At 77.3% G+C, this 22289-nt stretch carries 23 protein-coding genes and 1 pseudogene; 8 read left to right on the plus strand and 16 right to left on the minus strand.

All coding sequences use genetic code 11. The features are described from left to right. The first annotated feature begins 13 nt into the window (after nt 1-13). Entirely contained in the window at nt 14-721 is a 708-nt protein-coding gene (locus ACK586_RS12995; protein WP_409330906.1) for a monooxygenase, read from the plus strand. 7 nt (nt 722-728) lie between these two features. Here the strand turns inward: ACK586_RS12995 and ACK586_RS13000 are convergent, their stop codons facing one another. The 6 genes from ACK586_RS13000 to ACK586_RS13025 all read right to left on the minus strand — a co-directional run bounded on the left by ACK586_RS13000 (nt 729) and on the right by ACK586_RS13025 (nt 5308). Next, the gene (locus tag ACK586_RS13000) at nt 729-1736 is read right to left on the minus strand and encodes an Acg family FMN-binding oxidoreductase (RefSeq protein WP_409330907.1); all 1008 of its coding nucleotides are present in this window, start codon (nt 1734-1736) and stop codon (nt 729-731) included. Between the two features lie 96 nt (nt 1737-1832). Continuing rightward, nucleotides 1833-2765: an anti-sigma factor RsbA family regulatory protein gene (locus ACK586_RS13005; protein WP_409330908.1), complete on the minus strand. Its 933-nt coding sequence runs from the start codon at nt 2763-2765 to the stop codon at nt 1833-1835. Beyond that, nucleotides 2762-3622 (minus strand): MEDS domain-containing protein, encoded by an 861-nt coding sequence (locus ACK586_RS13010; RefSeq protein ID WP_409330909.1) that lies wholly within the window; start codon nt 3620-3622, stop codon nt 2762-2764. The genes ACK586_RS13005 and ACK586_RS13010 overlap by 4 nt, the downstream gene beginning before the upstream one ends. Before the next feature lie 78 nt (nt 3623-3700). Beyond that, nucleotides 3701-4039, minus strand: a complete 339-nt coding sequence (locus ACK586_RS13015; protein ID WP_409330910.1) for a DUF202 domain-containing protein — start codon at nt 4037-4039, stop codon at nt 3701-3703. Further along, on the minus strand, nt 4036-4392 hold the full coding sequence (locus tag ACK586_RS13020; RefSeq protein WP_409330911.1) for a YidH family protein: 357 nt from the start codon (nt 4390-4392) through the stop codon (nt 4036-4038). Before ACK586_RS13020 ends, ACK586_RS13015 begins: the two co-directional genes overlap by 4 nt. A gap of 34 nt (nt 4393-4426) precedes the next feature. Continuing rightward, a complete protein-coding gene (locus ACK586_RS13025) occupies nt 4427-5308 on the minus strand; it encodes an LLM class flavin-dependent oxidoreductase (protein WP_409330912.1) in 882 nt (293 codons plus the stop codon). Nucleotides 5309-5398: 90 nt separating this feature from the next. Here ACK586_RS13025 and ACK586_RS13030 point away from each other — a divergent pair, with 90 nt between their 5' ends. Both ACK586_RS13030 and ACK586_RS13035 read left to right on the plus strand, forming a co-directional pair. Beyond that, nucleotides 5399-5890 carry a MarR family winged helix-turn-helix transcriptional regulator gene (locus ACK586_RS13030; RefSeq protein WP_409330913.1) on the plus strand — a complete coding sequence of 164 codons (492 nt, stop codon included), beginning with the start codon at nt 5399-5401 and terminating at the stop codon, nt 5888-5890. Further along, the gene (locus ACK586_RS13035; RefSeq protein WP_409330914.1) at nt 5887-6342 is read left to right on the plus strand and encodes a DUF5313 family protein; all 456 of its coding nucleotides are present in this window, start codon (nt 5887-5889) and stop codon (nt 6340-6342) included. The genes ACK586_RS13030 and ACK586_RS13035 overlap by 4 nt, the downstream gene beginning before the upstream one ends. A gap of 3 nt (nt 6343-6345) precedes the next feature. On the opposite strand, the gene ACK586_RS13040 is transcribed toward ACK586_RS13035, so the two are convergent. The 4 genes and pseudogenes from ACK586_RS13040 to xylA all read right to left on the minus strand — a co-directional run. Then, nucleotides 6346-7185 (minus strand): SDR family oxidoreductase, encoded by an 840-nt coding sequence (locus ACK586_RS13040; RefSeq protein ID WP_409330915.1) that lies wholly within the window; start codon nt 7183-7185, stop codon nt 6346-6348. A gap of 84 nt (nt 7186-7269) precedes the next feature. Further along, complete coding sequence (locus ACK586_RS13045; RefSeq protein ID WP_409330916.1) at nt 7270-7467, minus strand: hypothetical protein; 198 nt, start codon at nt 7465-7467, stop codon at nt 7270-7272. 133 nt (nt 7468-7600) lie between these two features. After that, a complete protein-coding gene (locus tag ACK586_RS13050) occupies nt 7601-9037 on the minus strand; it encodes a xylulokinase (protein WP_409330917.1) in 1437 nt (478 codons plus the stop codon). Between the two features lie 275 nt (nt 9038-9312). Further along, nucleotides 9313-10230, minus strand: a pseudogene (gene xylA, locus ACK586_RS13055) (xylose isomerase); the annotation flags it as partial. A 72-nt stretch (nt 10231-10302) separates the two neighbouring features. On the opposite strand from xylA, the gene ACK586_RS13060 reads away from it, so the two are divergent. Continuing rightward, a complete protein-coding gene (locus tag ACK586_RS13060; RefSeq protein ID WP_409330918.1) occupies nt 10303-11505 on the plus strand; it encodes an ROK family protein in 1203 nt (400 codons plus the stop codon). Nucleotides 11506-11508: 3 nt separating this feature from the next. Here the strand turns inward: ACK586_RS13060 and ACK586_RS13065 are convergent, their stop codons facing one another. Both ACK586_RS13065 and ACK586_RS13070 read right to left on the minus strand, forming a co-directional pair. After that, nucleotides 11509-13713 (minus strand): glycoside hydrolase family 3 C-terminal domain-containing protein, encoded by a 2205-nt coding sequence (locus ACK586_RS13065; RefSeq protein ID WP_409330919.1) that lies wholly within the window; start codon nt 13711-13713, stop codon nt 11509-11511. A 35-nt stretch (nt 13714-13748) separates the two neighbouring features. Continuing rightward, nucleotides 13749-14777, minus strand: a complete 1029-nt coding sequence (locus ACK586_RS13070) for an alcohol dehydrogenase catalytic domain-containing protein (RefSeq protein ID WP_409330947.1) — start codon at nt 14775-14777, stop codon at nt 13749-13751. 120 nt (nt 14778-14897) lie between these two features. Here ACK586_RS13070 and yczE point away from each other — a divergent pair, with 120 nt between their 5' ends. The 4 genes from yczE (at nt 14898) to ACK586_RS13090 (ending at nt 18523) form a co-directional block, all read left to right on the plus strand. Then, a complete protein-coding gene (yczE, locus tag ACK586_RS13075) occupies nt 14898-15524 on the plus strand; it encodes a membrane protein YczE (protein WP_409330920.1) in 627 nt (208 codons plus the stop codon). Between the two features lie 77 nt (nt 15525-15601). Beyond that, entirely contained in the window at nt 15602-16375 is a 774-nt protein-coding gene (locus ACK586_RS13080; RefSeq protein ID WP_409330921.1) for a (Fe-S)-binding protein, read from the plus strand. Nucleotides 16376-16436: 61 nt separating this feature from the next. Next, on the plus strand, nt 16437-17921 hold the full coding sequence (locus tag ACK586_RS13085) for a LutB/LldF family L-lactate oxidation iron-sulfur protein (protein ID WP_409330922.1): 1485 nt from the start codon (nt 16437-16439) through the stop codon (nt 17919-17921). After that, nucleotides 17918-18523 (plus strand): LutC/YkgG family protein, encoded by a 606-nt coding sequence (locus ACK586_RS13090; protein WP_409330923.1) that lies wholly within the window; start codon nt 17918-17920, stop codon nt 18521-18523. The genes ACK586_RS13085 and ACK586_RS13090 overlap by 4 nt, the downstream gene beginning before the upstream one ends. Before the next feature lie 38 nt (nt 18524-18561). Here the strand turns inward: ACK586_RS13090 and ACK586_RS13095 are convergent, their stop codons facing one another. From ACK586_RS13095 to ACK586_RS13110, 4 genes are all read right to left on the minus strand, one after another. After that, nucleotides 18562-19077 carry a gamma carbonic anhydrase family protein gene (locus ACK586_RS13095; RefSeq protein ID WP_409330924.1) on the minus strand — a complete coding sequence of 172 codons (516 nt, stop codon included), beginning with the start codon at nt 19075-19077 and terminating at the stop codon, nt 18562-18564. 43 nt (nt 19078-19120) lie between these two features. Continuing rightward, nucleotides 19121-20566: an MFS transporter gene (locus ACK586_RS13100; RefSeq protein WP_409330925.1), complete on the minus strand. Its 1446-nt coding sequence runs from the start codon at nt 20564-20566 to the stop codon at nt 19121-19123. Between the two features lie 127 nt (nt 20567-20693). Beyond that, entirely contained in the window at nt 20694-21062 is a 369-nt protein-coding gene (locus tag ACK586_RS13105; RefSeq protein ID WP_409330926.1) for a thioredoxin family protein, read from the minus strand. A gap of 63 nt (nt 21063-21125) precedes the next feature. After that, complete coding sequence (locus ACK586_RS13110) at nt 21126-22154, minus strand: ATP-dependent 6-phosphofructokinase (RefSeq protein ID WP_409330927.1); 1029 nt, start codon at nt 22152-22154, stop codon at nt 21126-21128. Between the last annotated feature and the right edge of the window lie 135 nt (nt 22155-22289).

A 22289-nucleotide genomic window follows, 5' to 3' on the forward strand; every position in this document is an offset into this window, starting at 1 on the left:
GAAGATCGAGCACATGCCCACCCCGGTCGACCCCTCGCTGGTCACCCTGCACCTGTGGGGCGTGTCCGGTCGCGGCGTGGCCCGGGCGGTCGGGCACATGGCCGGCGACCGGCTGCGGTTGCGCCGGATCCCGGGCCTGCGCTTCGCCAAGCTGCTGGGCACCGGCAGCGGGCGCACCTTCACCGTCCGCGACGCCGACCCGCGCCGCTGGGGGCTGCTCGCGGTCTGGGACGACGCGGCGGCGGCCGACGCCGCCGGCACCGGCCCCCTGGTCGCCGGCTGGCGCGCGTTCGCCGACGAGGAGTGGTCGGCGCGGCTGCGGCCGCTGGCCGCGCGCGGGCTGTGGTCGCGCCGCGAGCCGTTCGGCCGCCCCACCGCCACCCGCTGGGACGGTCCCGTCGCGGCGGTCACCCGCGCCCGGCTGGTGACCCGCAAGGCGGTGCGTTTCTGGTCCGCCGTCCCCCCGGTCTCGGCCGACCTGCACCGCTCCCCCGGCCTGCGCCTGGCGCTGGGCATCGGCGAGGCGCCGCTGGGGCTGCAGGGCACCTTCAGCGTCTGGGACTCCGGTGCCGCGCTCAACGCCTTCGCCTACGACCGCGCCCCGCACGCGGCCGTCGTGGACCGCACCGCCCGCGAGGGCTGGTACGCCGAGGAGCTGTTCGCCCGCCTCGCCGTCCTGGGCACCGCCGGCACCCTCGACGGCCGCGACCCGCTGGCCTGACGGTCCCTCAGCCGGCGAAGGTGAGCACCTCGGCGACCGGACGGCGGTTGGTCGACGGCGTCCGGTCCCCGGTCGGGAAGCCCAGCCGCAGCATCATCTGCGGGTGCCCGATGAGCGACAGCCGGGTGCGCAGCTGCGTGCGGGTGGCCGGCCAGTCCAGCGCCTGGGTCAGCGGCGAGGCCGCCAGGCCGGCGACGGTGGCGCGCAGCAGGATCTGGCCGAGCGCGCGGCCGGCGGTGAGCCAGGCCATCGCGTCGTCGTTGTCGGTGCCCATCAGCACCACCGCCGGGCGCTCGACGGCCGGCGGCGGCGCGGACGGGTCGTCGGGGTCGTGGAAGGGGGACCGCCGGGGAGGCCGCGAGCCCACTACGAAGTCTCGGATGAGCCAGTTCGACGGCCGGGTGGCGGGGTCCTCGTCCGGGACGGCCCCCACCGGGATCCCGTCGGCAGCGGCCGGGTCGGTGCGCATCCACCGCTCGAGCTCGGCCACGTACTCCGGCTCGCTCTGCTCGATCTCCTCGGCCCGGGAGACGAGGAAGGCGGTGGCGGTCTCCTCGTCCGACTCGGTGATCGGCTTGAGCCAGACCGAGAACGTCGCCGCGGCCTGCTGCAGCCCGTCGACCACCTCGGGGGGGACCGCCTGCGGCAGGAAGGGCGCCCGCTCGGTGTGCCGGCTGGCCACGGCGCCGGCCAGCGCGCGGTCCTCGGCGGTCGCCTCGCGGGGCCCGGTGACGGTGAGCGTCGCCAGCAGGTCCGGGTCGGCCGGGTCGGGCAGCAGCTCCACCGCGACCTCGGCGCCCTCGGCCCGCAGCGCCACCAGCGCGAACTCCACCGCCACGCCACAGCTGATCACCCGCTGGCGGCCGGACCGGTCCAGCGTGTGCAGCGCCCGGGACGGGTCGGTGCGGACGTCGAGGCGGTCCCCGGCCACCGTGAACGCCCAGGGCTGCGTGTTGTGGATCGACGGCGCACGTGTCGCGGCCTCCACCGCGCGGCTCCACTGCTCCCGGTCCACCGGCCACCTCCCGTCCGGCCCCGTCCGGGGCACGTCGCTGCCGAGGTCCTGCCTACCCCATCCCCGGCGCAGCGACAGCGGCGCCCCTCCCCGGCGTCAGGGGCCGAAGAACAGCCGGACGACCGTGCCGTCGGGCCCGGTGCGGACGGCGGCGTCGTCGGCCAGGCTCCAGGCCAGCCACATCCCGTGCGGCCCGTCGTCGGCGGGCGGCACGTAACCCCGGGTGGGGTCGGGCAGCCCCGGCCCGGCGTCGGACACCTCCACGACGAAGGTGCCGGCCTCGGTCCAGGTGGCCAGATCCGCGAACGGGGCCCCGGCCAGCGCGTTGAGCACCAGCTCGTGGCCGGCCAGGACGACGTCGCCGACGCGCGCCCGCCGGTCGTCGGGCACCGCCGCGCACAGCCGCCGCCGTGCCTCCCAGGGGGACGTGACCGCGGCCGGCCGGGCACCGGCCGGCCGGGCCGTCCACGGCGGCTGCACCGAGCGGAGGAACTCGGCCGGGTCCTCGTACGCCGGCTGGCCGACCGGAGCGCCCTCGCCCCACGTCAGCGGGTGGGTCCGCGCCACGTCGGCCAGGACCTCCGGGGGGAGCTTCCGCCGGTCGTGCAGGCACAGGCTGTAGTAGGGCATGTCGTCGTAGCAGCGGTTGGCCACCGACTCGAAGCGGCGCCACTCCCGGCCGTCGTCGCGGGCCAGCCACACCGGCTCGGCGGCCAGCCGCCAGCGCGGGACGGAGGCGCGCAGCCCGCGCAGGTCCCGGTCGTAGGCCTGCAGCGTGCGGTGCCCGCCCTGCCACCAGGTCTCCGCCGCGGCGAAGACGGCGAGCCGGCCGAGGTCGGTGCCGAGGTGGGCGGCGAGCAGGCTGCGCACCCGTTCGCCGGCGACCACGAGCACCGGCTCGTCCCGGGAGAAGCCCTCGAGCACGAAGGGCACCACGCGGTGCACGACCTCGCCGTCGTTGCCGAAGACGAACCCCTCGTGGCCCAGGTGCGTGCCGTCCCAGCTCCCGGTCGGCCGCAGGAGGCTCACGCGTCCTCCGCGGGCGCGGCGCCCAGACCGAACAGCTCCAGGACGCGGCGGGTCGACCGCCGGGCCCCGACCAGGCGCACGCGCACGCCGCGCCCGTCCAGCTCCAGCACGGTCGTGGCCAGCGCCCGGGCGCCGGCGACGTCGAGGAAGTGCAGGTCGGTGAGGTCGAGGACGACGTCGCGCGGGGCCTCGTCCGGTCCCGCCCCGCCGGCCACGTCGTGCAGCGCCCGGGCCACGTCGGCGGCCTGCGACACGTCGACCTCGCCGTGCAGCGAGAGGACCGGGCCGCGCCCGGAGAGGTGGGCCAGCGGGTACCGGCGGCCCAGGTGCTGGTCGGGGTGCAGGACGGCGAGCGGGCCGAGCACGTCGTCGCCGAGCGCGGCGTCGTAGAGGCACAGCGCCGTCATCGGGACCGCGTCCATCAGCACGTCGGCCAGCTGCTCGTAGGCGTGCAGCCGGCCGAGCCCGCCCGCGCCCGGACGGGCCAGCGGCGTGACGTCGGCGGCGACCCGCAGGCCGGCCCGGCCGCGGCCGACGGCGGCCAGGGTCGCCGCGCGGTAGCGCTCCACCTGCGCGGCCGGCGAGAGGTCGTCCGCGCCGGCGTAGGCGTCCTGCGTGGCGCGGACCTCGAGCCGGCCGTCGGCCAGGAGCCGGTCGCGGTCGGGCAGGTCCTCGAGCAGGTCCAGCAGCGCCGGCCGGGACTGCCCCACCAGCAGCAGGTGCTCCCCGCGCCGGCGCCCCTCGTCGAGGTAGGGCAGCACCGCCGCCGCCAGCTCGGCGTCCCCGTCGTAGGCCCAGCAGAGGTGGTCCCCGGGCCGGAGGCCGGTGGGGGACCCGAACCTCCGCGGGGCCGTCACCCGCCCGACGCTACCCCGGCGCGTACGGGTCCGGGAGGCCCCCGGACGGAGCCGTTCCGGGACCTGGGCGCGGGGCGGTCAGCCGGTGAGCACGACGAGCAGGCCGGCCAGGCCGGTGACCGCGGCGAGCGCGGCGAGGACCGCGGTGGCCGGCCCGGGACCCGGAGCCCCCTCGCCGGCCAGGAGGCGCAGCGCCGCGCGGTAGCGGCCGCGCGCGGCGGCGAAGAGCAGGGCCGCCGCGGCACCGCCCGCGACGGCGAGCACCCAGGCGAGCGCACCGGCGGCCGGGGCCGTCAGTCGGGCGGCGACCACCGCACCGGTGCCCACGCCGAGGGCGGTGCGCCGCCAGGCGAGCGCGGTCCGCTCGGCCTGCGCCGCGGGCTCGGGCCCGGGCGCGGCCCCCGACTCGCCGCTCACGCGGCGACCAGCCCGATCAGCACGAGGGCGCCGGAGAGCGCCGCGCCCAGGGCGACGACGGGCCCGAGGACCGACGCCGGCAGCGGGCGGCGCAGCCGCAGCGCCCGCTCGGTCGCCCCCCAGCGGGTCCAGGCGAGCACCGGGGCGAGGGTGCCCAGCGCGACCAGCAGTAGCGCCGCGGCCAGCCGCAGGCCCTGCTGGATCGGCAGGTCGAGCGCCTCCAGCGCCACCCCGGCGGCGGCCAGGGCGAGGCCGGTGCGGATCCAGGCGAGGAAGGTGCGCTCGTTGGCCAGGCTGGCCCGGGCGTCCGGCTCGTCGCCGACGCCGTAGACGTGGCGGGGGAAGCGGGTCACGCCGGCGGATGCCCGCGGCGGGCGCCGGGCCTCCTCACCGCCGGTGCGCCTCGAGGACCATCGGCAGCCGCTCGGCGGGGACGCCGCGGCCGTCGTCGGGCCGGGACCAGTGCACGGCCAGCTCACCGATGCCCGCCTCGGCCAGGCGCCCGAGCGTGTCCGCGTACCGCTCGGGGCTCTCGAACGGCCAGGTGGCCTCGAGACCGAGCAGCGCGACCCGGTGCAGCGCGCCGGCGTCGCGGCCCTCCTCGGCGAGGACGTCGGTCAGGCGGCGGCTCTGCGCGGCGATCGCGGCGAGCCACTCCTCGGCCGGCACCTCGGCCCCGAACGGGCCGTAGGTGACCCACCCGGACCCGTAGCGGGCGGCCAGCCGCAGCGCGCGGGGACCGGCCGCCGCGACGGTGAAGGGCACCCGCGGCCGCTGCACGCAGCCGGGCAGCTGGTGGGCGTCGACCGCTGCGTACTCCCCCGCCGCGGCCGTGGTCACCGGCTCGGTGAGCAGCCGGTCGAGCAGGGACAGCCAGTCGGCGAAGCGCGTCGTCCGCTCCGCCCGGCTGCGCGGCGGCTCCCCCAGCACGTGCGCGTCGGGTCCCTCCGTGCCGACGCCGACGCCGAGCTCGAGCCGGCCGCCGGAGAGCTGGTCGAGGGTCATCAGCTCCTTGGCGAACGGCACGGGGTGGCGGAAGTTGGGCGAGGCGACGAGCGTGCCCAGCCGCACCCGCTCCGTGGCGCCCGCGGCCGCGGCCAGCAGCGGCACCGCGCCGTACCAGGGGTTGCGGCGCAGCAGGGGCCAGGAGAGGTGGTCGTAGGTCCACACGGTCCGCACGCCGGCGGCCTCGGCGGACCGGACGTCGTCCAGGAAGGCCGCGACCGGATGCCGGTCGGGCAGGACGACGGCGGAGAGGGCAGGGGTCACCGCGCCAGTATCGGGGGCCCGGGCACCGCGCGACCGGGCTCACCCACCGGACAAGGGTTGGAGCACCAATCGTTGGCGTATCGTCGAGACGTGACCCCCACCCCCGGCATCGGCACCGAGCTGCCCGACGACCCGCTCGCCCTCGAGCGGCAGGTGTGCTTCGCGCTGGCGGTCGCCGCCCGCACCGTCGTCTCGGTGTACCGGCCGTGGCTGGAGCCGATGGGGCTCACCCACCCCCAGTACCTCGTGATGCTGGCGCTGTGGCAGCACGGCCCGCTGGCGCTCAAGGACCTCAGCCGGCTGCTGCAGCTGGACCCGGGGACGCTGTCGCCGCTGGTGAAGCGGCTGGAGGCGGCCGGCCACGTGCGCCGCGACCGCGATGCCCGCGACGAGCGCAACCTCGCCATCGCGCTGACCGACACCGGCCGGGAGCTGCGCGCGCGGGCCGAGCGCATCCCCGAGGGCATCGTCGCCCACCTGGGCCTGCCGCTGGAGGAGCTGCTCGCGCTGCAGCAGGCGCTGACCCGCGTCAACGCCGCCGCCCAGGACGCCCTGGCACGGGTGCCGGACGTGGCGTCGTGACCCGTCCCGTCCCGGTTCCGCCGTCCGCCGGGCCGGTCGTCCGCCCGGGCCCGCTGCGCTGGGTCGGCTACGCCCTGGGGACCGGCCTGCCCGCGAGGCACAGCAGCTGGGTGCTGCACGACGTCACCACCGGCACCTGGGTGCTCCGGCACGTGGCCCGCGCCCTGGTCCAGTTCGCCGTCCCCGCGCTGCTGATCCTGGTGCTCGTGCCCGGGCCGCTGGCCCTGCGCTTCGGCATGGTGCTGATCGGCGTCATCCTCGGGCTCGCCTTCTCGCTGGCGTACATGACCGAGACGGTGGAGAACCGGGTGCGCAAGGCCGGCTACCCGATCGGCAGCGCCCAGGCCGGCCGCGACCGCGCCGCGGCCGAGCGCGAGGTGGTCGCCGCCCACCGGCGCCGGGAGGCCGCCGCCCGGCGCGCCGCGCGCTACCGCGCCCGCCAGGGCCGCTGACCCTCAGCCGCGCACCACCTGCTCCAGCGTGCGGGCCGGGTGCCCGGTGAGGTCCGGGACGGCGGAGCTCACGCCGGCCATCTCCCCCGCCGCGATCGCGGTGTAGGTCGACACCCAGGCGTCGACCTGCCAGTCCGGCGCGCCGGAGGGAGCCCGTGAGGCGTACGCCTCCTCGACCGACTCCGGCACGTAGGAGACCGGCCGCCCGGTCACCCGCGCGAGCACGTCGGCCACCTCGGCCAGGCTCAGCTCCTCCGGACCGGTCAGGTCGTACGTGGCGCCCGCGTGCGCGCCCGGGTCACCCAGCACGACGGTGGCGACGTCGGCGATGTCGTCCTGCGCGACCACGGCCGCCCGCCCGTCGCCGGCCGGGCCGCGGATGACGCCGTCGTCGCCCACCAGGTGGACGGCGAAGTCGGCGTACAGGGCGTCGCGCAGGAAGGTGTGGGTCAGGCCGGCGGCCCGGACGTGCTCCTCGGTGGCCCAGTGGTCCCGGGCGAGGGTGAACGTGGCGTCCGGCGCGGCGCCGAGGAAGGACACGTAGACCAGGTGGCCGACGCCGGCCGCGGCGGCGGCGTCCACGAAGGCGCGGTGCTGGTCGACCCGGTCGGGGGTCTCCGAGGCCGAGACCATGAGCACCGTCGCGACGCCCTCGAGCGCGGCCCGGACGGCGTCGGGCTCGCCGTACGGGGCGCGGACGGCGTCCGCCCCGGGCAGCCGCGGGGCGCGGGCCGGATCGCGGACGAGCAGCCGCTGCGGCACGCCCGCTGCGGCGAGCCGGCGGGCGACGCGCCCGCCCAGCCGTCCGGTGGTGCCGGTGATCGCGATCGGTGCGGAGGTCATGGGCGGGACAACCGCCGCGCCGCGCGCCGACTTCCCCCGCACCAGGACCCCCGCACCAGGACCCCCGCAGCAGTGACCCTCGCGTCAGAAGTCGTGCGCCCCGTCGTAGGAGGCGTCGCCGCCGCGGGTCTGCTCCCGACGGGGCGGCTCGGCGAGCGGGGAGCGCCCGGACCGGCGCGGCGCCGGCGCCGACGCCGGCACGTCGTGCGCCAGGTCGTAGGCCAGGTCGTGGGCCGGCTCGTGGGCGCTGCCCCCCGGGCTCTCCTGCGCCGGCTGGGTCATGGTCGCTCCCGTCGTCGTGGGGTCTCCGACGGCGCTGATGCTCCTCCGGGGACGCCCCGGGGACCAGGCCCCCCGGGTACCGCCCGCTGAGCGGAGTGCGGGAGGCGAGGAATCCTCACCTCCCGCACTCCGCTCAGGTGCGGTGGAGGGTGAGGTCGCGGGCCTCGGCGTAGCGGGCGCGGACGGCGGGCAGCGGGTCGGCCTCCCGGACCTCGGTGCCCGGCCGCGGCCACTCCGGCGGCGTCGCCCCGCCGGCCAGCACCCAGGCCGCCTGGCGCGCGGCGCCGTCGGCCACGTACTCCCCCGGCGGCGGCACCAGCACCGGGACGCCGAGCACCGCCGGAGCGAGCGCGCGCACCGCCTCCGACCGCGCCCCGCCGCCCACCAGCAGCACCCGGCGGACCGGGGTGCCGCCCGCGGCCACGGCGTCGAGGCCGTCGGCCAGCCCGCACAGCAGCCCCTCGACCGCGGCGCGCGCCAGGTGCGCCGGGTCCGCGGTGCCGAGCGTCAGCCCGTGCAGCGCGCCGGTCGAGGTCGGCCGGTCCGGCGTCCGCTCGCCCTCGAGGTAGGGCACCAGCGCCAGCCCGCCGGCGCCGGCCGGGGCCGACAGGGCCAGCCGGGACAGCTCCTCGTGGCCGACCCCGAGCAGCCGCGCCGTGGCGTCGAGGACCCGGGCGGCGTTGAGCGTCGCGATCAGCGGCAGGTAGTGGCCCGTGGCGTCGGCGAACCCGGCCACGGTGCCGGTCGGGTCGGCGGCCGGCGTCGCCGACACCATCGACACCACGCCCGACGTGCCGATGGAGACGACGACGTCGCCGGGCCCGGCGGCCAGCGCCAGCGCGGCGGCGGCGTTGTCCCCCGTCCCCGGGCCGAGCACCGCCCCGGACGGCGTCGTGCCGGCGGCCTCCGCCGGCCCGAGCACCCGCGGCACGACCGGCGTGCGGCCGAACGCCCGCCCGAGCAGGTCCGGCCGGTACTCCCCGGTGGCCGCCGACCAGTAGCCGGTGCCCGACGCGTCCCCCCGGTCGGAGACGAGGGCCTCGAGGCTCTGCTCGCCACCCGCCTGCCCGCCCCCTCGATGCCCCGCCAGCCGCCAGGTCAGCCAGTCGTGCGGCAGGCACACCGCCGCCGTCCGGTCGGCGGAGTCCGGCTCGTGATCGGCCAGCCAGCGCAGCTTGCTCACCGTGAACGACGCGACCGGCACCAGGCCCACCGCTTCGGCCCACGCGCGGCGGCCGGTCTCGCCCCCGCCGAGCTCGGCGATCAGGTCGGCGGCGGCGCCGGCGGAGCGGGTGTCGTTCCACAGCAGCGCCGGGCGGACCACCTCGCCGTCCTCGCCGAGGCAGACCATGCCGTGCTGCTGGCCGCCCACGGCGACGGCGGCGACGTCGTCCAGCCCGCCGGCGTCGGCCACCGCCACGTCCAGCGCCGCCGCCCACGCCGCGGGGTCGACCTCGGTGCCGTCCGGGTGGGGTGCGCGGCCCTCGCGGACCAGCCGGCCCGTGCCGGCGTCCCGCACCACGACCTTGCAGGCCTGGGTCGAGGTGTCGACCCCCGCGACGAGAGGCACGGGCTCAGCGCGCGCCGAGCGCGTGCTCGACGGCCAGCTGCGACAGCCGGACGGCGCCGGCACCCCGCTCCGCGGCGGCGTCGACGTCGAACTCCTCGAACGCCGACCGGTCGGCCAGCAGGTCCTCGTACGTCTCGCCCGCGGCCAGCGTCGGCTGCGCGAGCTCCGGCACCCGCGCCGCGGCCAGGGCCTCGGCGACCTCGGGGTCGGCGCGGAACGCCTGCGCGCTCCTTGAGCAGCAGGTAGGTGCGCATGTTCGCCGCCGCCGAGGCCCAGACGCCGTCCATGTCCTCGGTGCGCAGCGGCTTGTAGTCGAAGTGCCGCGGACCCTCGTAGCGCGGGCCGCCGGAGGGGAAGCCGTTCTCCAGCAGGTCCACGGTGGCGAACGCCGAGAGCAGGTCGCCGTGGCCGAACACCAGGTCCTGGTCGTACTTCGGCCCGTGCTGGCCGTTGAGGTCGAGGTGGAACAGCTTGCCCTGCCACAGGGCCTGGGCGATGCCGTGCGTGTAGTTGAGGCCGGCCATCTGCTCGTGCCCGACCTCGGGGTTCAGCCCGACCAGGTCGGCGTGCTGCAGCGTGGAGATGAAGCCCAGCGCGTGGCCGATGGTGGGCAGGAAGATGTCGCCGCGCGGCTCGTTCGGCTTGGGCTCCAGCGCCAGGCGCAGGCCGTAGCCGCGGTCGACCGAGTACTGGGCCAGGGTGTCGATGCCCTCGCGGTAGCGGTCCAGCGCGGCTCCCAGGTCCTTCGCCACGTCGACCTCGGCGCCCTCGCGCCCACCCCACAGCACGTAGGTCTGCGCACCGAGCTCGGCGGCCAGGTCCATGTTCCGCATGACCTTGCGCAGGGCGTACCGGCGGACGTCGCGGTCGTTGGCCGTGAGCGCGCCCTCCTTGAACACCGGGTGGGTGAACAGGTTGGTGGTCACCATCGGCACCACCAGCCCGGTCTCCTCCAGCGCCGCCCGGAACCGCTTCACGTGCTCCTCGCGCTCCCCGGCGCCGGACCCGAACGGGATCAGGTCGTCGTCGTGGAAGGTGACGCCGTAGGCGCCCATGCCGGCCAGCCGGTGCACCGACTCCACCGGGTCCACCGCCGGGCGGGTCGCGTCGCCGAACGGGTCGCGGGCCTGCCAGCCCACCGTCCACAGGCCGAACGTGAACTTGTCCTCGCGGGTGGGCTGCGTCGCGCTCATGTGTGGTCCCCTCGGGTGACGATGATTTGTCGCACCATAGAACAAAAGCCGCTCGCCCACTAGCCTGTCGGCGTGGCGGAACCGGGGACGACGACGCGGGGCGCGCGGCAGTCGAGCCTGCGCACCGGCAACCTCGGCCTGGTCCTGCGCACCGTCTGCGCGGCCGCCGAGCCGCCGTCGCGCGCCGACGTCGCCGCAGCCACCGGGATGACCCGGGCGACCGCCGCCCGGCTGGTCGACGAGCTGGTCGCCGGCGGGCTGCTCGCCGAGACCGAGCGCGGCGCCACCGGCCGCCGTGGCCGGCCGGCCACCCCGCTGTGCCCCGGCGGGCGGCTCGCCGCGCTGGGCCTGCACGTCGACGCCGGCCGGCTCGCCGTCCGCGTCGTCGACCTGGCCGGCCGGGTGCTCGCCGAGCGGCTGGTGGACGGCGACTGGGTCGACAGCGACCCGCGGACGACGCTCGAGCAGGTGGGCGGGCTCGCCGCCGCGGTCCTCCGGTACGTACCGGAGGGCGTGCGGCTCGTCGGCGCGGGGCTGGCGCTGCCCGGCATCGTGGACGTCGACCGCGGCGTCCTCCTGCGGGCGCCCAACCTCGGCTGGCGGGACGTGCGCCCGGCCGACGTCCTCGCCGCGCACCTGCCCGCCGAGCTCCACCCGGTCCTCGGCAACGAGGCCGACCTCGCCGCGCGCACCGTGGCCGAGTCCGCTCCCGGCCGGGCCGGCGCGCACCGCGACCTGCTCTACGTCTCCGGGCAGATCGGCGTCGGTGGCGCGGTCGTGCTGGACGGGCGGGTGATGGGCGGCAGCGCCGGCTGGGCGGGCGAGGTCGGGCACGTGTGCGTGGATCCGGACGGCCCGGTGTGCCCGTGCGGCTCGACCGGCTGCCTCGAGCGGTACGCCGGCCGCTCCGCCGTCCTCGCCGCGGCCGGGCTGCCCGCCGGCGGCGACCCCGGCGAGCTCCTGGCCCGCGCGGCCGCCGGCCGAGCCGCGGCGGTGGGCGCGCTGGCCGGCGCCCGCCGCGGTCTCGCGGTCGCGCTGGCCGGGGTGCTCAACGTGCTCGACGTCCCCACGGTCGTGCTCGGCGGGTTCCTCGGCGGCCTGGGCGAGGCCTTCTGCCGGGAGCTGGAGGACGAGCTGGCCGCGCGCGTGCTGTCGGCCCGCTGGCGCCGTCCGCGGGTCGAGGCCGCCGGCGGGGACCCCGCGCCCGCGGCCACCGGGGCCGCCCTGCGGGCGCTGTCCGGCGTGCTGGCCGACCCGGTCCGCTGGCTGGCCTGAGCATCAGCCGGACCCCGGCTCCGGCAGGCCGACGCCGAAGGCGCGCAGCCGCCCCACCGGCAGCGAGGCCATCATCCGGGCCAGGTCGGTGCCGACGGCGTCGGCGGCCCCGTCGCCGCCGAACGCGGCGAGCACCGGGGTGATCGCGGCGGCGGCCTCGGGGTCGGCCAGCAACTCGCCCAGCGTCGTCTCCTCGGTGAGCGGCAGCCGGACCTCCTCGCCGGTCAGCCCGACCAGGCCGGTGGCCCGCAGGTCGCGGCTGGAGACCCCCGCCGACACCTCGTACTCCCCCGGCTCGAGCACCCAGCGCTGCGCCTTCGGGTGCCAGTACGCCAGGTCGTCCCGGCGGAGCAGCACGGTCACCTCCCGGCTCCCGCCCGGCGCGAGCGTCACGCCGGCGAAGCCCTTCAGCTCCCGCACCGCCCGCTGCACCGCGGAGCCGGGCACGCCCACGTAGAACTGCACGACCTCCCGCCCGGCCCGCCGACCGGTGTTGGTCACGGTGACGGTGGCGGTGATCCCCTCGTCGCCGGCCGACAGCTCCAGGCCGGCGACGTCGAAGGCCGTGTAGGACAGCCCGTGCCCGAAGGGGAAGGTCACCTCGATGCCGCGCGCGTCGTACCAGCGGTGCCCCACGAACAGGCCCTCGGCGTAGCGGTGCCGGGAGAAGCCGCCGGGGAAGTCCAGGTACGCCGGCACGTCCTGGAGCCGCTGCGGCACCGTCTCGGCGAGCCTGCCCGAGGGGTCGACCGCACCGGTGAGGACGTCGGCCATCGCCGCGCCGCCGCCCTGGCCCAGCAGGCCGCCGGTGACGATCGCGGGCACCAGCTCCACGACCGGGGCCAGCCGCACCACCCCGCCGTGCGAGAGCACCAGCACCGTCCGCGGCTGCGCGGCGGCGACCTCGCGGACGAGCTGCAGCTGGTCGGCGGGCAGCTCGACGTCGTCGCGGTCGAACCCCTCCGACTCCTGCCGGGCGGCCAGCCCGACGAAGAGGACGGCGACGTCGGCCGTACGGGCGGCCGCGACGGCCTCGGCGCGGAGGGCGTCGGCGTCCCCGGAGCCGTCGGTGGTGAATCCGCGGGCGTACGGGACCTCGCCGAGCCGCGCGCGGAGCTCCGCCAGCGGGACGTCGAGCCGGGTCGGGTTCACGTGCGAGCTGCCCCCGCCCTGGTAGCGCGGCAGCTCGGCGAACTCCCCGATCACCGCCACCCTGCCGGTCGCGGTCAGCGGCAGCACCGGGGCACCGTCGACGGGGTCGTTCTGCAGCAGCACCACGCACCGCGCGGCGGCCCGGCGGGCCAGCTCGTGGTGGGCGTCGACGTCGAACCCCGCGCCCGGACGGCGCCCGGCGGTCACCCGCGCGGCGAGGTCGGCGACCGCCCGGCCGGCCCGCTGCAGCGCCGGTGCCTCCAGCCGCCCCTCCTCCACCGCGGCCACCAGCGCCGCGTCGCCGTCGGCGTCGGGGCCGGGCATGGTCAGGTCCAGACCGGCTGCCACGGCCGCGACGCGGTCGGACACCGCGCCCCAGTCGCTGACCACCACGCCGTCGAAGCCCCACTCGCCGCGCAGCACGTCGGTGAGCAGCCACCGGTCCTCGGTGGCGTACACGCCGTTGACCTTGTTGTAGGCGGCCATCACCGTCCACGGCCGCGCCTGCTCGACCACCCGCTGGAAGGCGCGCAGGTACACCTCGCGCAGCGGCCGCTCGTCGACGTCGGAGCTCGCGCGCATCCGGTCGTGCTCGGCCTCGTTGCCGGCGAAGTGCTTGAGCGAGGTGCCCACGCCCTCGCCCTGCACCCCGCGCACCCAGGCCGCGGCGAGGGTGCCGGTGAGCACCGGGTCCTCGGAGAGGTACTCGAAGTTCCGCCCGCCGCGGGGGTCCCGCTTGAGGTTCACGCCGGGCCCCAGCAGCACACCCACGCCCTGCGCCTGGCACTCCCGCCCCAGTGCCGCGCCGATCTCCTCGGCCAGCTCCGGGTCCCACGACTGGGCCAGCCCCACCGCCGGCGGGAAGCACGTCGCGGGCTCGCTGGCGCCCAGGCCGAGCTGGGAGGGCGACCCGGCCTGGCGGCGCACGCCGTGCGGGCCGTCGGTCAGCCAGAAGGAGGCGGCGCCGCCGACGGCCTCCGTCGTCCAGGAGGAGGCGCCGCTGGTGAGCGCGGCGGCGTCCCCCGCCGGCATCGGGTCCGGATCGGACGTCGTCATGGCTCTCCTCGGGTCGGGTCCCGTCGGTCGTCCCCTCACCGGGACGGGTCCACCAGGGTCATGCCGGCGCCCGCCGGCCGGTCGAGGTCGGGTAGCCGGGCGGCCGCCTCCGCGAGCCCGACCGTGCGCCCCACGAGCCGCTGCGGCTCCAGCGAGCCGTCCTCGACCAGCCGGATCATCACGGGGTAGTCCGAGGCCGCCATGCCGTGGCTGCCCAGGACGTCGAGCTCCCAGCCGATGACCCGCGCCATCGGGACCCGTGGGTGCCCCTGCACCGGTGGCAGCAGGCCGACCTGCACGTGACGCCCCCGCCGCCGGAGGCCGAGCAGCGCATCGGCGCAGGTCTGCTCGCTGCCCACCGCGTCCACCGCCACGTGGCTGCCCCCGCCGGTCAGGTCCGCCACCGCGAGCGGGACGTCGGTGCCGTCGGCCGCGACGGTGTGCTCGGCGCCCAGCTCCGCGGCCGCGGCGAGCGCGGCGGGGTCCCGGTCGACGGCCACGACCCGCGCACCGACGGCGCGGGCGATCATGACCGCGCTGAGCCCCACCCCGCCGGCGCCCACCACGGTGACCCACTCCCCGGCGGTCACGCGGGCCCGGCCGACCAGCGCCCGGAACGCCGTCGCGAACCGGCAGCCCAGGCTCGCCGCGCTGGCGAGGTCGACCTGCTCGGGGACGGCGATCAGGTTGGTGTCCGCGGCGTGCAACGGGACGTACTCGGCGAAGGACCCCCAGTGCGTGAAGCCGGGCTGCTGCTGGTCGGGGCAGACCTGCGCCTCCCCCGCCCGGCACCACTCGCACCGGCCGCAGCCGCACACGAAGGGCACCGTGACCCGGTCCCCGACGGCCCAGCGGCGGACGCCGGCGCCGACCTCGGCCACCACCCCCGCGAGCTCGTGACCCGGCACGTGCGGGAACGCGACCTCGTCGTGGCCGGCCCAGGCGTGCCAGTCGCTGCGGCACAGCCCCGAGGCCACCACGCGCACCACGACCCCGCCGGCCGGCGCCTCGGGTCCGGGCACCTCGTCCACGCGCGGCTGCGCGCGCACCGCGTCCACCACCATCGCTCGCACCCGGGGAGGATCCCAGCCCGACCGCGGCCCGGCGCAGCACCGGTCCCCGTCCGTGCCACTTCGTCCCGGTGGCCTGCCCGCCGGCCGCCCGCGATGCCCCAGGCTGGGCGGGTGCTGCTCCGCCGTCCGCCCGCCCGGCTGCCCCGCCGACTGGTCCAGCTCTACGCCGGCCTGGCCGCGTACGGCGTCTCGATGGCGCTGCTGATCCGCTCGTCGCTGGGCAACATGCCGTGGGACGTGCTGCACCAGGGCCTCGCCGACCGGCTGCCCCTCTCCCTCGGCACGGTCACCGTGGTCGTCGGGGCGCTGGTGCTGCTGGCCTGGGTGCCGCTGCGGCAACGGCCGGGGCTGGGCACGGTCAGCAACGTCGTCGTGATCGGGGTGGTCGTGGACGCCGCCCTGGCCGTCCTGGCCGCGCCGTCCGCCCTCTGGGCGCGCGTCCTCCTCGCCGCGGCGGGCATCGGGCTCAACGCGGTCGGCACCGCTCTCTACATCGGGGCGCGGCTCGGGCCGGGTCCGCGCGACGGGCTGATGACCGGCATCTGCGCCCGCACCGGCCGGCCGGTCCGCTGGGTGCGCACCGCGATCGAGGTCGCCGTCGTGGCGACCGGCTGGGCCCTGGGCGGGACCCTGGGCGTCGCGACGGTCGCCTACGCGCTGCTGGTGGGTCCGCTGGTGCACCCGCTGCTGCCGCGGCTGACCGTGCCCCTGGACGCCCCGGCGCGCTCGGCCGCGTAGAGCCGGCACCGGGCCGCGCGACCTGTGCCAGGGTGTCCCGTGACCTGGTCCACGCCCGACCCGCGGGTCCCCGTCCCGTGAGAGTCGCGCTGTTCGCCACCTGCCTGGTGGACACGGTGGTGCCGCAGGTGGCGCGGGCGACCGCCACGCTGCTGCAGCGGCTGGGGCACGAGGTCGTCGTCCCGGCCGGCCAGTCGTGCTGCGGCCAGATGCACGTCAACACCGGCTACCGGCGCGAGGCCGTGCCGATCGTCGCCAACCACGTGCGCGCCTTCGCCGGCGCGGAGGTGGTCGTCGCCCCGTCGGGGTCGTGTGTGGCCTCGATCCACCACCAGCAGGCGGCGGTGGCCCGCCGGGCCGGCGAGCACGCCCTGGCCGAGGAGGCGCAGGCACTGGCCGGGCGGACGTACGAGCTGTCGCAGTTCCTCGTCGACGTCCTCGGCGTGTCCGACGTCGGCGCCTACTACCCGCACCGGGTCACCTACCACCCGACCTGCCACTCGCTGCGGCTGCTGCGGGTCGGCGACCGGCCGCTGCGGCTCCTGCGGGCGGTGCGCGGGCTGGACCTGGTCGAGCTGCCGGGTGCGGAGTCGTGCTGCGGGTTCGGCGGCACCTTCGCGGTGAAGAACGCCGACACGTCGACGGCGATGCTCACCGACAAGATGGCCGCCGTCCTGAGCACGCACGCCGAGGTGTGCACCGCCGGGGACGCGTCCTGCCTGCTGCACATCGGCGGCGGGCTCTCCCGGCTGCGGTCGGGCACCCGCACCGTGCACCTGGCCGAGATCCTCGCCAGCACCGAGGACGCCATGACACCCCACCAGGCGTCGGCCCCGGCGGTGCGCTCGTGACCGTGCAACCTGGCACTTCTGCACGGGGCAGAAGTGCAGTTCTGCCCGGAGGAGGGGCCTCGTGACCGCCGTCCACCTCGGGATGCCCGCTCTGCCGACGGCGCCGCGGGGCGTGGGCGACCTGCGCGGCGACCGGCCCTTCCCCGACGCCGCCCGCGACGCGCTGCGGGACGGGCAGCTGCGCGCCAACCTCGGCTCCGCGACGACGACGATCCGGGCCAAGCGCGCCGCCGTCGTCGGCGAGGTGCCCGACTGGGCGCAGCTGCGGGCGGCCGGGGCCGAGCTCAAGGCCGCGACGATGGCGCGGCTGGACGAGCACCTGGTCGAGCTGGAGCGGCAGGTGACCGCGCGCGGCGGCACGGTGCACTGGGCCCGCGACGCCGTCGAGGCCAACCGCATCGTCACCGAGCTGGTGCAGGCCACCGGGGCGGACGAGGTCGTCAAGGTCAAGTCGATGGCCACCCAGGAGATCGGCCTCAACGAGGCGCTGGAGGCCGCCGGCATCGAGGCGCTGGAGACCGACCTGGCCGAGCTGATCGTGCAGCTCGGCGAGGACAGACCCAGCCACATCCTCGTGCCGGCGATCCACAAGAACCGCGCGGAGATCCGCGAGATCTTCGCCCGCACGATCCCCGGGGTGGACCCCGACCTCACCGACGAGCCCCGCCGGCTGGCGATGGCGGCGCGCGCCCACCTGCGCGAGCGGTTCCTCCGCGCCCGCGTGGCGATCAGCGGCGCGAACTTCGCCGTGGCCGAGACCGGCACGCTCGCCGTGGTCGAGAGCGAGGGCAACGGCCGGATGTGCCTGACCCTGCCGCAGACGCTCATCACCGTGATGGGCATCGAGAAGGTCGTGCCGGCCTGGCGCGACCTCGAGGTGTTCCTGCAGCTGCTCCCCCGCTCCTCTACCGGCGAGCGGATGAACCCCTACACCTCGCTGTGGGCCGGGGTGACCCCCGGCGACGGCCCGCAGGAGTTCCACCTGGTCCTGCTGGACAACGGGCGGACGGCGGTCCTGGCCGACGAGACCGGCCGCGCGGCCCTGCACTGCATCCGCTGCTCGGCGTGCCTGAACGTCTGCCCGGTCTACGAGCGCACCGGCGGGCACGCCTACGGCTCGGTGTACCCCGGCCCGATCGGCGCCGTGCTGACCCCGCAGCTCACCGGGCTCTCGGCCGGCACCGCGGACAACTCCGCGTCCCTCCCCTACGCCTCGACGCTGTGCGGCGCCTGCTACGACGTCTGCCCGGTCGCCATCGACATCCCCTCGATCCTGGTGCACCTGCGCGCCGAGCACGTCGAGGCCCGGCAGCGCCTCACCCCCGACGCCGCCACCTTCCGCGCGCTGGGCAGGGTGATGTCCTCCCCGCGGCTGTGGCGGCTGGCCCAGCGCGCCGCCGGCCTCGGCCGGTTCCTCGCCCGCGGCCGGCCCACCCTGCCCGCCGGGCTGCCCCCGCCGGCGAGCGCCTGGACCCGCACCCGGGACCTGCCCACCCCGCCGCGGGAGACCTTCACCCAGGCCTGGGCACGGGAGCACGGCCGATGAGCGCCCGCGACGACGTCCTCGCCCGCATCCGCACCGCGCTCGGCCCCGCCCGGCCGGTCCCCGAGGTGGCCCGCGACTACCGCACCACCGACGACCGGCCGCTGCCCGAGCTCCTCGACGTCCTCACCGGCCGCCTCGAGGACTACCGGGCCACCGTCCACCGGTGCACGCCGGACGCCATCAGGGGCACCGTCACCGCAGCGCTCCACGAGGTCACCGGCGACGTCGTCGTCGCCCCCGGCGTCCCGCACGACTGGCGACCACCGGGCAGCACCGAGGACGACGGCCGCCCCGCCGTCGGGCTCACCGCCTTCGCCGCCACGCTGACCGGCGTCACCGTCGCCGTGGCCGAGACCGGCACCCTGGTGCTCGACGCCACCCCGGTCTGCGGCCGGCGGGCGCTGTCCCTGCTGCCCGACGTCCTGGTCTGCGTGGTCACCGCCGACCAGGTGGTCGGAAGCGTGCCGGAGGCCCTGGCCCGGCTCGACCCGCTCCGCCCGCTGACCATGATCAGCGGCCCGTCGGCCACCAGCGACATCGAGCTGCAGCGCGTCGAGGGCGTCCACGGCCCGCGCACCCTCGCCGTCGTCCTCGCCGCGTGAGCGCCGGCCCCCTCGCAGGGGCCCGCCGCGAGCGGGTACTACAGCTGCTCGATGCCGGCCGCGTGCCGGCGGGCCAGCTCCCGGTACTCGTCGCCGTTGCCGGTCACCCAGTGCCGCGTGCTGTCGGTGAGCGGGCCGCGGACCCTGGCGGGCGCGCCGAGGGCGACCACCTCGTCGGGGATCTCGGCGCCGGGCGCGACCAGGCTCCCGGCGCCGATCAGCGTGCGCGCGCCGATGCGGGCGCCGTCCTGCACCGTCGAGTTGTTCCCGATCAGGGAGCCCTCGCCGATCTGCGCGCCGTGCACCACGCAGCCGTGCGCCACGCTCGCGCCCGGGCCGATGATCGTCGGCTCGCCGCCGTGCAGCACCGAGCCGTCCTGGATGTTGGCCCCGGCCCGGACGATGATCTGCCCGAAGTCGGCGCGCAGCACCGCGCCGTACCAGATGGACGCCCCGGCCTCGACGACGACGTCGCCGACGAGCGTGGCGGTGGGCGCCACGAAGGCGTCGGGGTGGACCTGCGGGGATCGGCCCTCGAAGGAGAACAGCGGCATGCCGACATCCCTACCGTAGGGACGCCGTCGCGGGCCAGGCCGCTCAGCCGTGCCAGGCATGCGCGCCGTGGAACCCGCGGTGGTCCGGATCGGGCTGCGGCTCCCGTCCGGCCCGCTCGCGGGCCTCCTCCCGCCGGTCCCGCCGCCAGTCGAGGACGCCGAGCACCAGCGCACCCAGCGTGGTGACCAGCGCGACCGCCAGCCCCGCGGCTGCGGCCACCGCGTAGTCGCCACCGGCGGAGGAGAGGACGACGTAGAAGAGCCCGGGCAGCGCCGCGGTGCCGATCGACGCGCCGAACCGCTGCGCCGTCTGCAGCCCGCCCCCGGCGGCCCCCGCCATGGGCACGGGCACGTTGCGCAGCGTCATCGTGATGTTCGGCGAGATGACGAAGCCGCCGCCCAGTCCCCCGACCAGCAGCGCCGGGGCGACCGCCCACCCGGCCCACTGCGCCGGCACCAGCAGCAGGATCGTCGCCGCGGCGGCCAGCCCGACCGCCACGCCGGCCAGCCCGAAGACGGTCAGCGCCCGGCCGTACCGCTCGACCAGCCGGCCGGCGAGCACGGCGGTGCAGGCCGACCCCAGCGCGAACGGCGTCACCGACAGGCCGGACTGCAACGGCGTGTAGCCCAGCCCGGTCTGGAAGAACAGTGCGAGCACCAGCCAGATCCCGCTGAAGCCGAGGAAGTACACGGTGCCCAGCGAGGCTCCGGCCGCGTAGCCGCGGGTCTGCGTGACCAGCCGCGGATCGAACACCGGCTGACCGCCCGCGCGCACGACGCGCCGCTCCCACCGCACGAACGCCAGCAGCAGCGCCGCACCGACCGGGAACAGCCACCACAGGGACGCGAGCCCGCCCGCCTCGGCCTGCACGAGCGGGAACAGCAGCGCCAGCGCGCCGGCGCCCAGCAGCGCGACGCCCACGCCGTCGATGTGCCCGCGGTCCCCGCGGGCGGTCCTCGGCAGGAGCCGGAGCGCCAGCACGAACGCCAGCGCCCCGATCGGCACGTTGACGTAGAACACCCACCGCCAGCCGCTGGCGTCGCCGGCCAGCGCCAGGATCAGCCCACCGACCACCGGCCCGGCCGCCGTGGAGACGCCGATGGTGGCGCCGAAGAGGCCGAACGCGCGGCCGCGCTCGGCGCCGCGGAACAGCTGCTGGATCAGCGCCGAGTTCTGCGGCGCCAGGCACCCGGCCGCCAGGCCCTGCACCAGCCGGGCGGCGACCAGCCACTCGACGCTCGGCGCGGCCCCGGCCGCCGCGCTGGCGGCCACGAACCCCGCCAGCCCGATCAGGAACAGCCGCCGCCGGCCGTAGGCGTCGCCGAGCCGGCCCGCGGGCACGAGCATGAGCCCGAAGGTGAGGGCGTAGCCGGAGACCACCCACTGGACGCCGGCCGGCGAGGCGCCGAGCCCCTCCTGCATGGAGGGCAGCGCCACCGACACGATGCTGACGTCGAGCAGGCTCATGAAGCCGGCGACCAGCGTCACCCACAGCGCCTGCCACCGCCGCGGGTCCGGCTCGTACCTCCCGCCGTCTGCAGCGGTGCGGGCGTCGGGGGCGGAGCGGTCACGACGTCCGATCCTCCGCCTGATAGCCCGCCCGCGCCGCGTGGGGTCAGCCGGCGGGCGGGGGGTCGGGAAAGGTCGCGCGGACGGCGGCCATGTCCAGCTCGCGCACCGTGGCGATGAGCAGGTCGACGGAGTCACCGGGCAGCCACCCGGGTTCGGCGAAGACGCACACGCCGTCCCGGAACACCATGAGCGTCGGCGCGGCGCGCACGCCCACCTCGGCCGTCAGCTGCTCCTCGGCCTCCGTGTCGACCGCGGCGAACAGCAGGTCGGGGTGGCGGGTGCCGGCGGTGTCGAAGACCGCGGCGAAGGCCCGGCTCGACCCCGAGGACGCGGCCCGGAAGTCCACGAGCACGATCCCGGGGCGCTCCACCGCCGCCGCGAAGTCGTCCCGGTGCAGGGTCAGCGTGCCCATGCGACCGAGTGTCCGCCACGGGCGGGGGGAGGGCGAGGGATCAGCCCGGAGGAGGGCGAGAGGTCAGCCGGTGAACGCGCGCGTCTCCGCCATCCGCGCCGCCGGGACCGTCTTCAACCGGGCCACGGCGCGCGCCAGCGGGACCAGCCCGATCTCGGTGCCGTGCAGCGCCACCATCTGCCCGTGCCGGCCCTCGTGCGCGGCGACCGCGGCGTGCAGGCCGAAGCGGGTGGCGAGCACCCGGTCGAACGACGTCGGCGTCCCACCCCGCTGGACGTGGCCCAGGACCGTCGCGCGCACCTCCTTGCCGGTGCGCCGCTCGAGCTCCTCGCCCAGCTGCTGGGCGACGCCGGTGAACCGCCGGTGGCCGAACTCGTCGAGACCGCCCTCGCGGAAGGCCATCTGGCCCGGCAGCGGCTGGGCGCCCTCGGCCACCACGCCGATCACGTGCGAGTCCCCGCGGGCGAACCGCTCGGTGACCAGCCGGGTCACCTCGTCGACGTCGAAGGGCTCCTCGGGCACGAGCGTGAGGTGGGCGCCGGCGGCCAGGCCCGCGTGCAGCGCGATCCACCCGGCGTGCCGGCCCATCACCTCGACCAGGAGCACCCGCTGGTGGGACTCGGCGGTGGTGTGCAGCCGGTCGATCAGCTCGGTGGCGATGCTGACCGCGGTGTCGAAGCCGAAGGTGAGGTCGGTGCCGTCGATGTCGTTGTCGATCGTCTTGGGGACGCCGACCACCGGGACCCCGGCCTCCGCCAGCAGGTGCGCCGCGGTGAGCGTCCCCTCGCCGCCGATCGGCACGAGGACGTCGATCCCGTGCTGGTCCAGCGTCCCGCGCATCTCGTCGATCCCGGCGTGCAGCTTCTCCGGCGCGACGCGGGCCGACCCGAGCGTCGTCCCGCCGCGGGTCAGCAGCCCGTCGACGGCGGCGACGTCCAGCGGGGTGCTGCGGTCCTCGAGCAGGCCGCGCCAGCCGTCGCGGAAGCCGATGACCTCGCTCCCGTAGTGGCTGGTCGCGGTCCGGACCACCGAGCGGATCACGGCGTTCAGACCCGGGCAGTCACCGCCGCCGGTGAGGACTCCGATGCGCACCCGACCGACCATACGTCATGACGTCTCGACGACATGCCGACGCGGCCGGTCCCGCCGCCGTGGGGGGGGGCGGGGGGCGGGGGGGGGGCGCGGGGGGGCGCGGGGGGGGGGGGGGGGGCGGGGGGGGGCGCGGGG

It is taken from the genome of Trujillonella humicola (genome assembly GCF_046233715.1).
Lineage (GTDB): Bacteria > Actinomycetota > Actinomycetes > Mycobacteriales > Geodermatophilaceae > Trujillonella > Trujillonella humicola.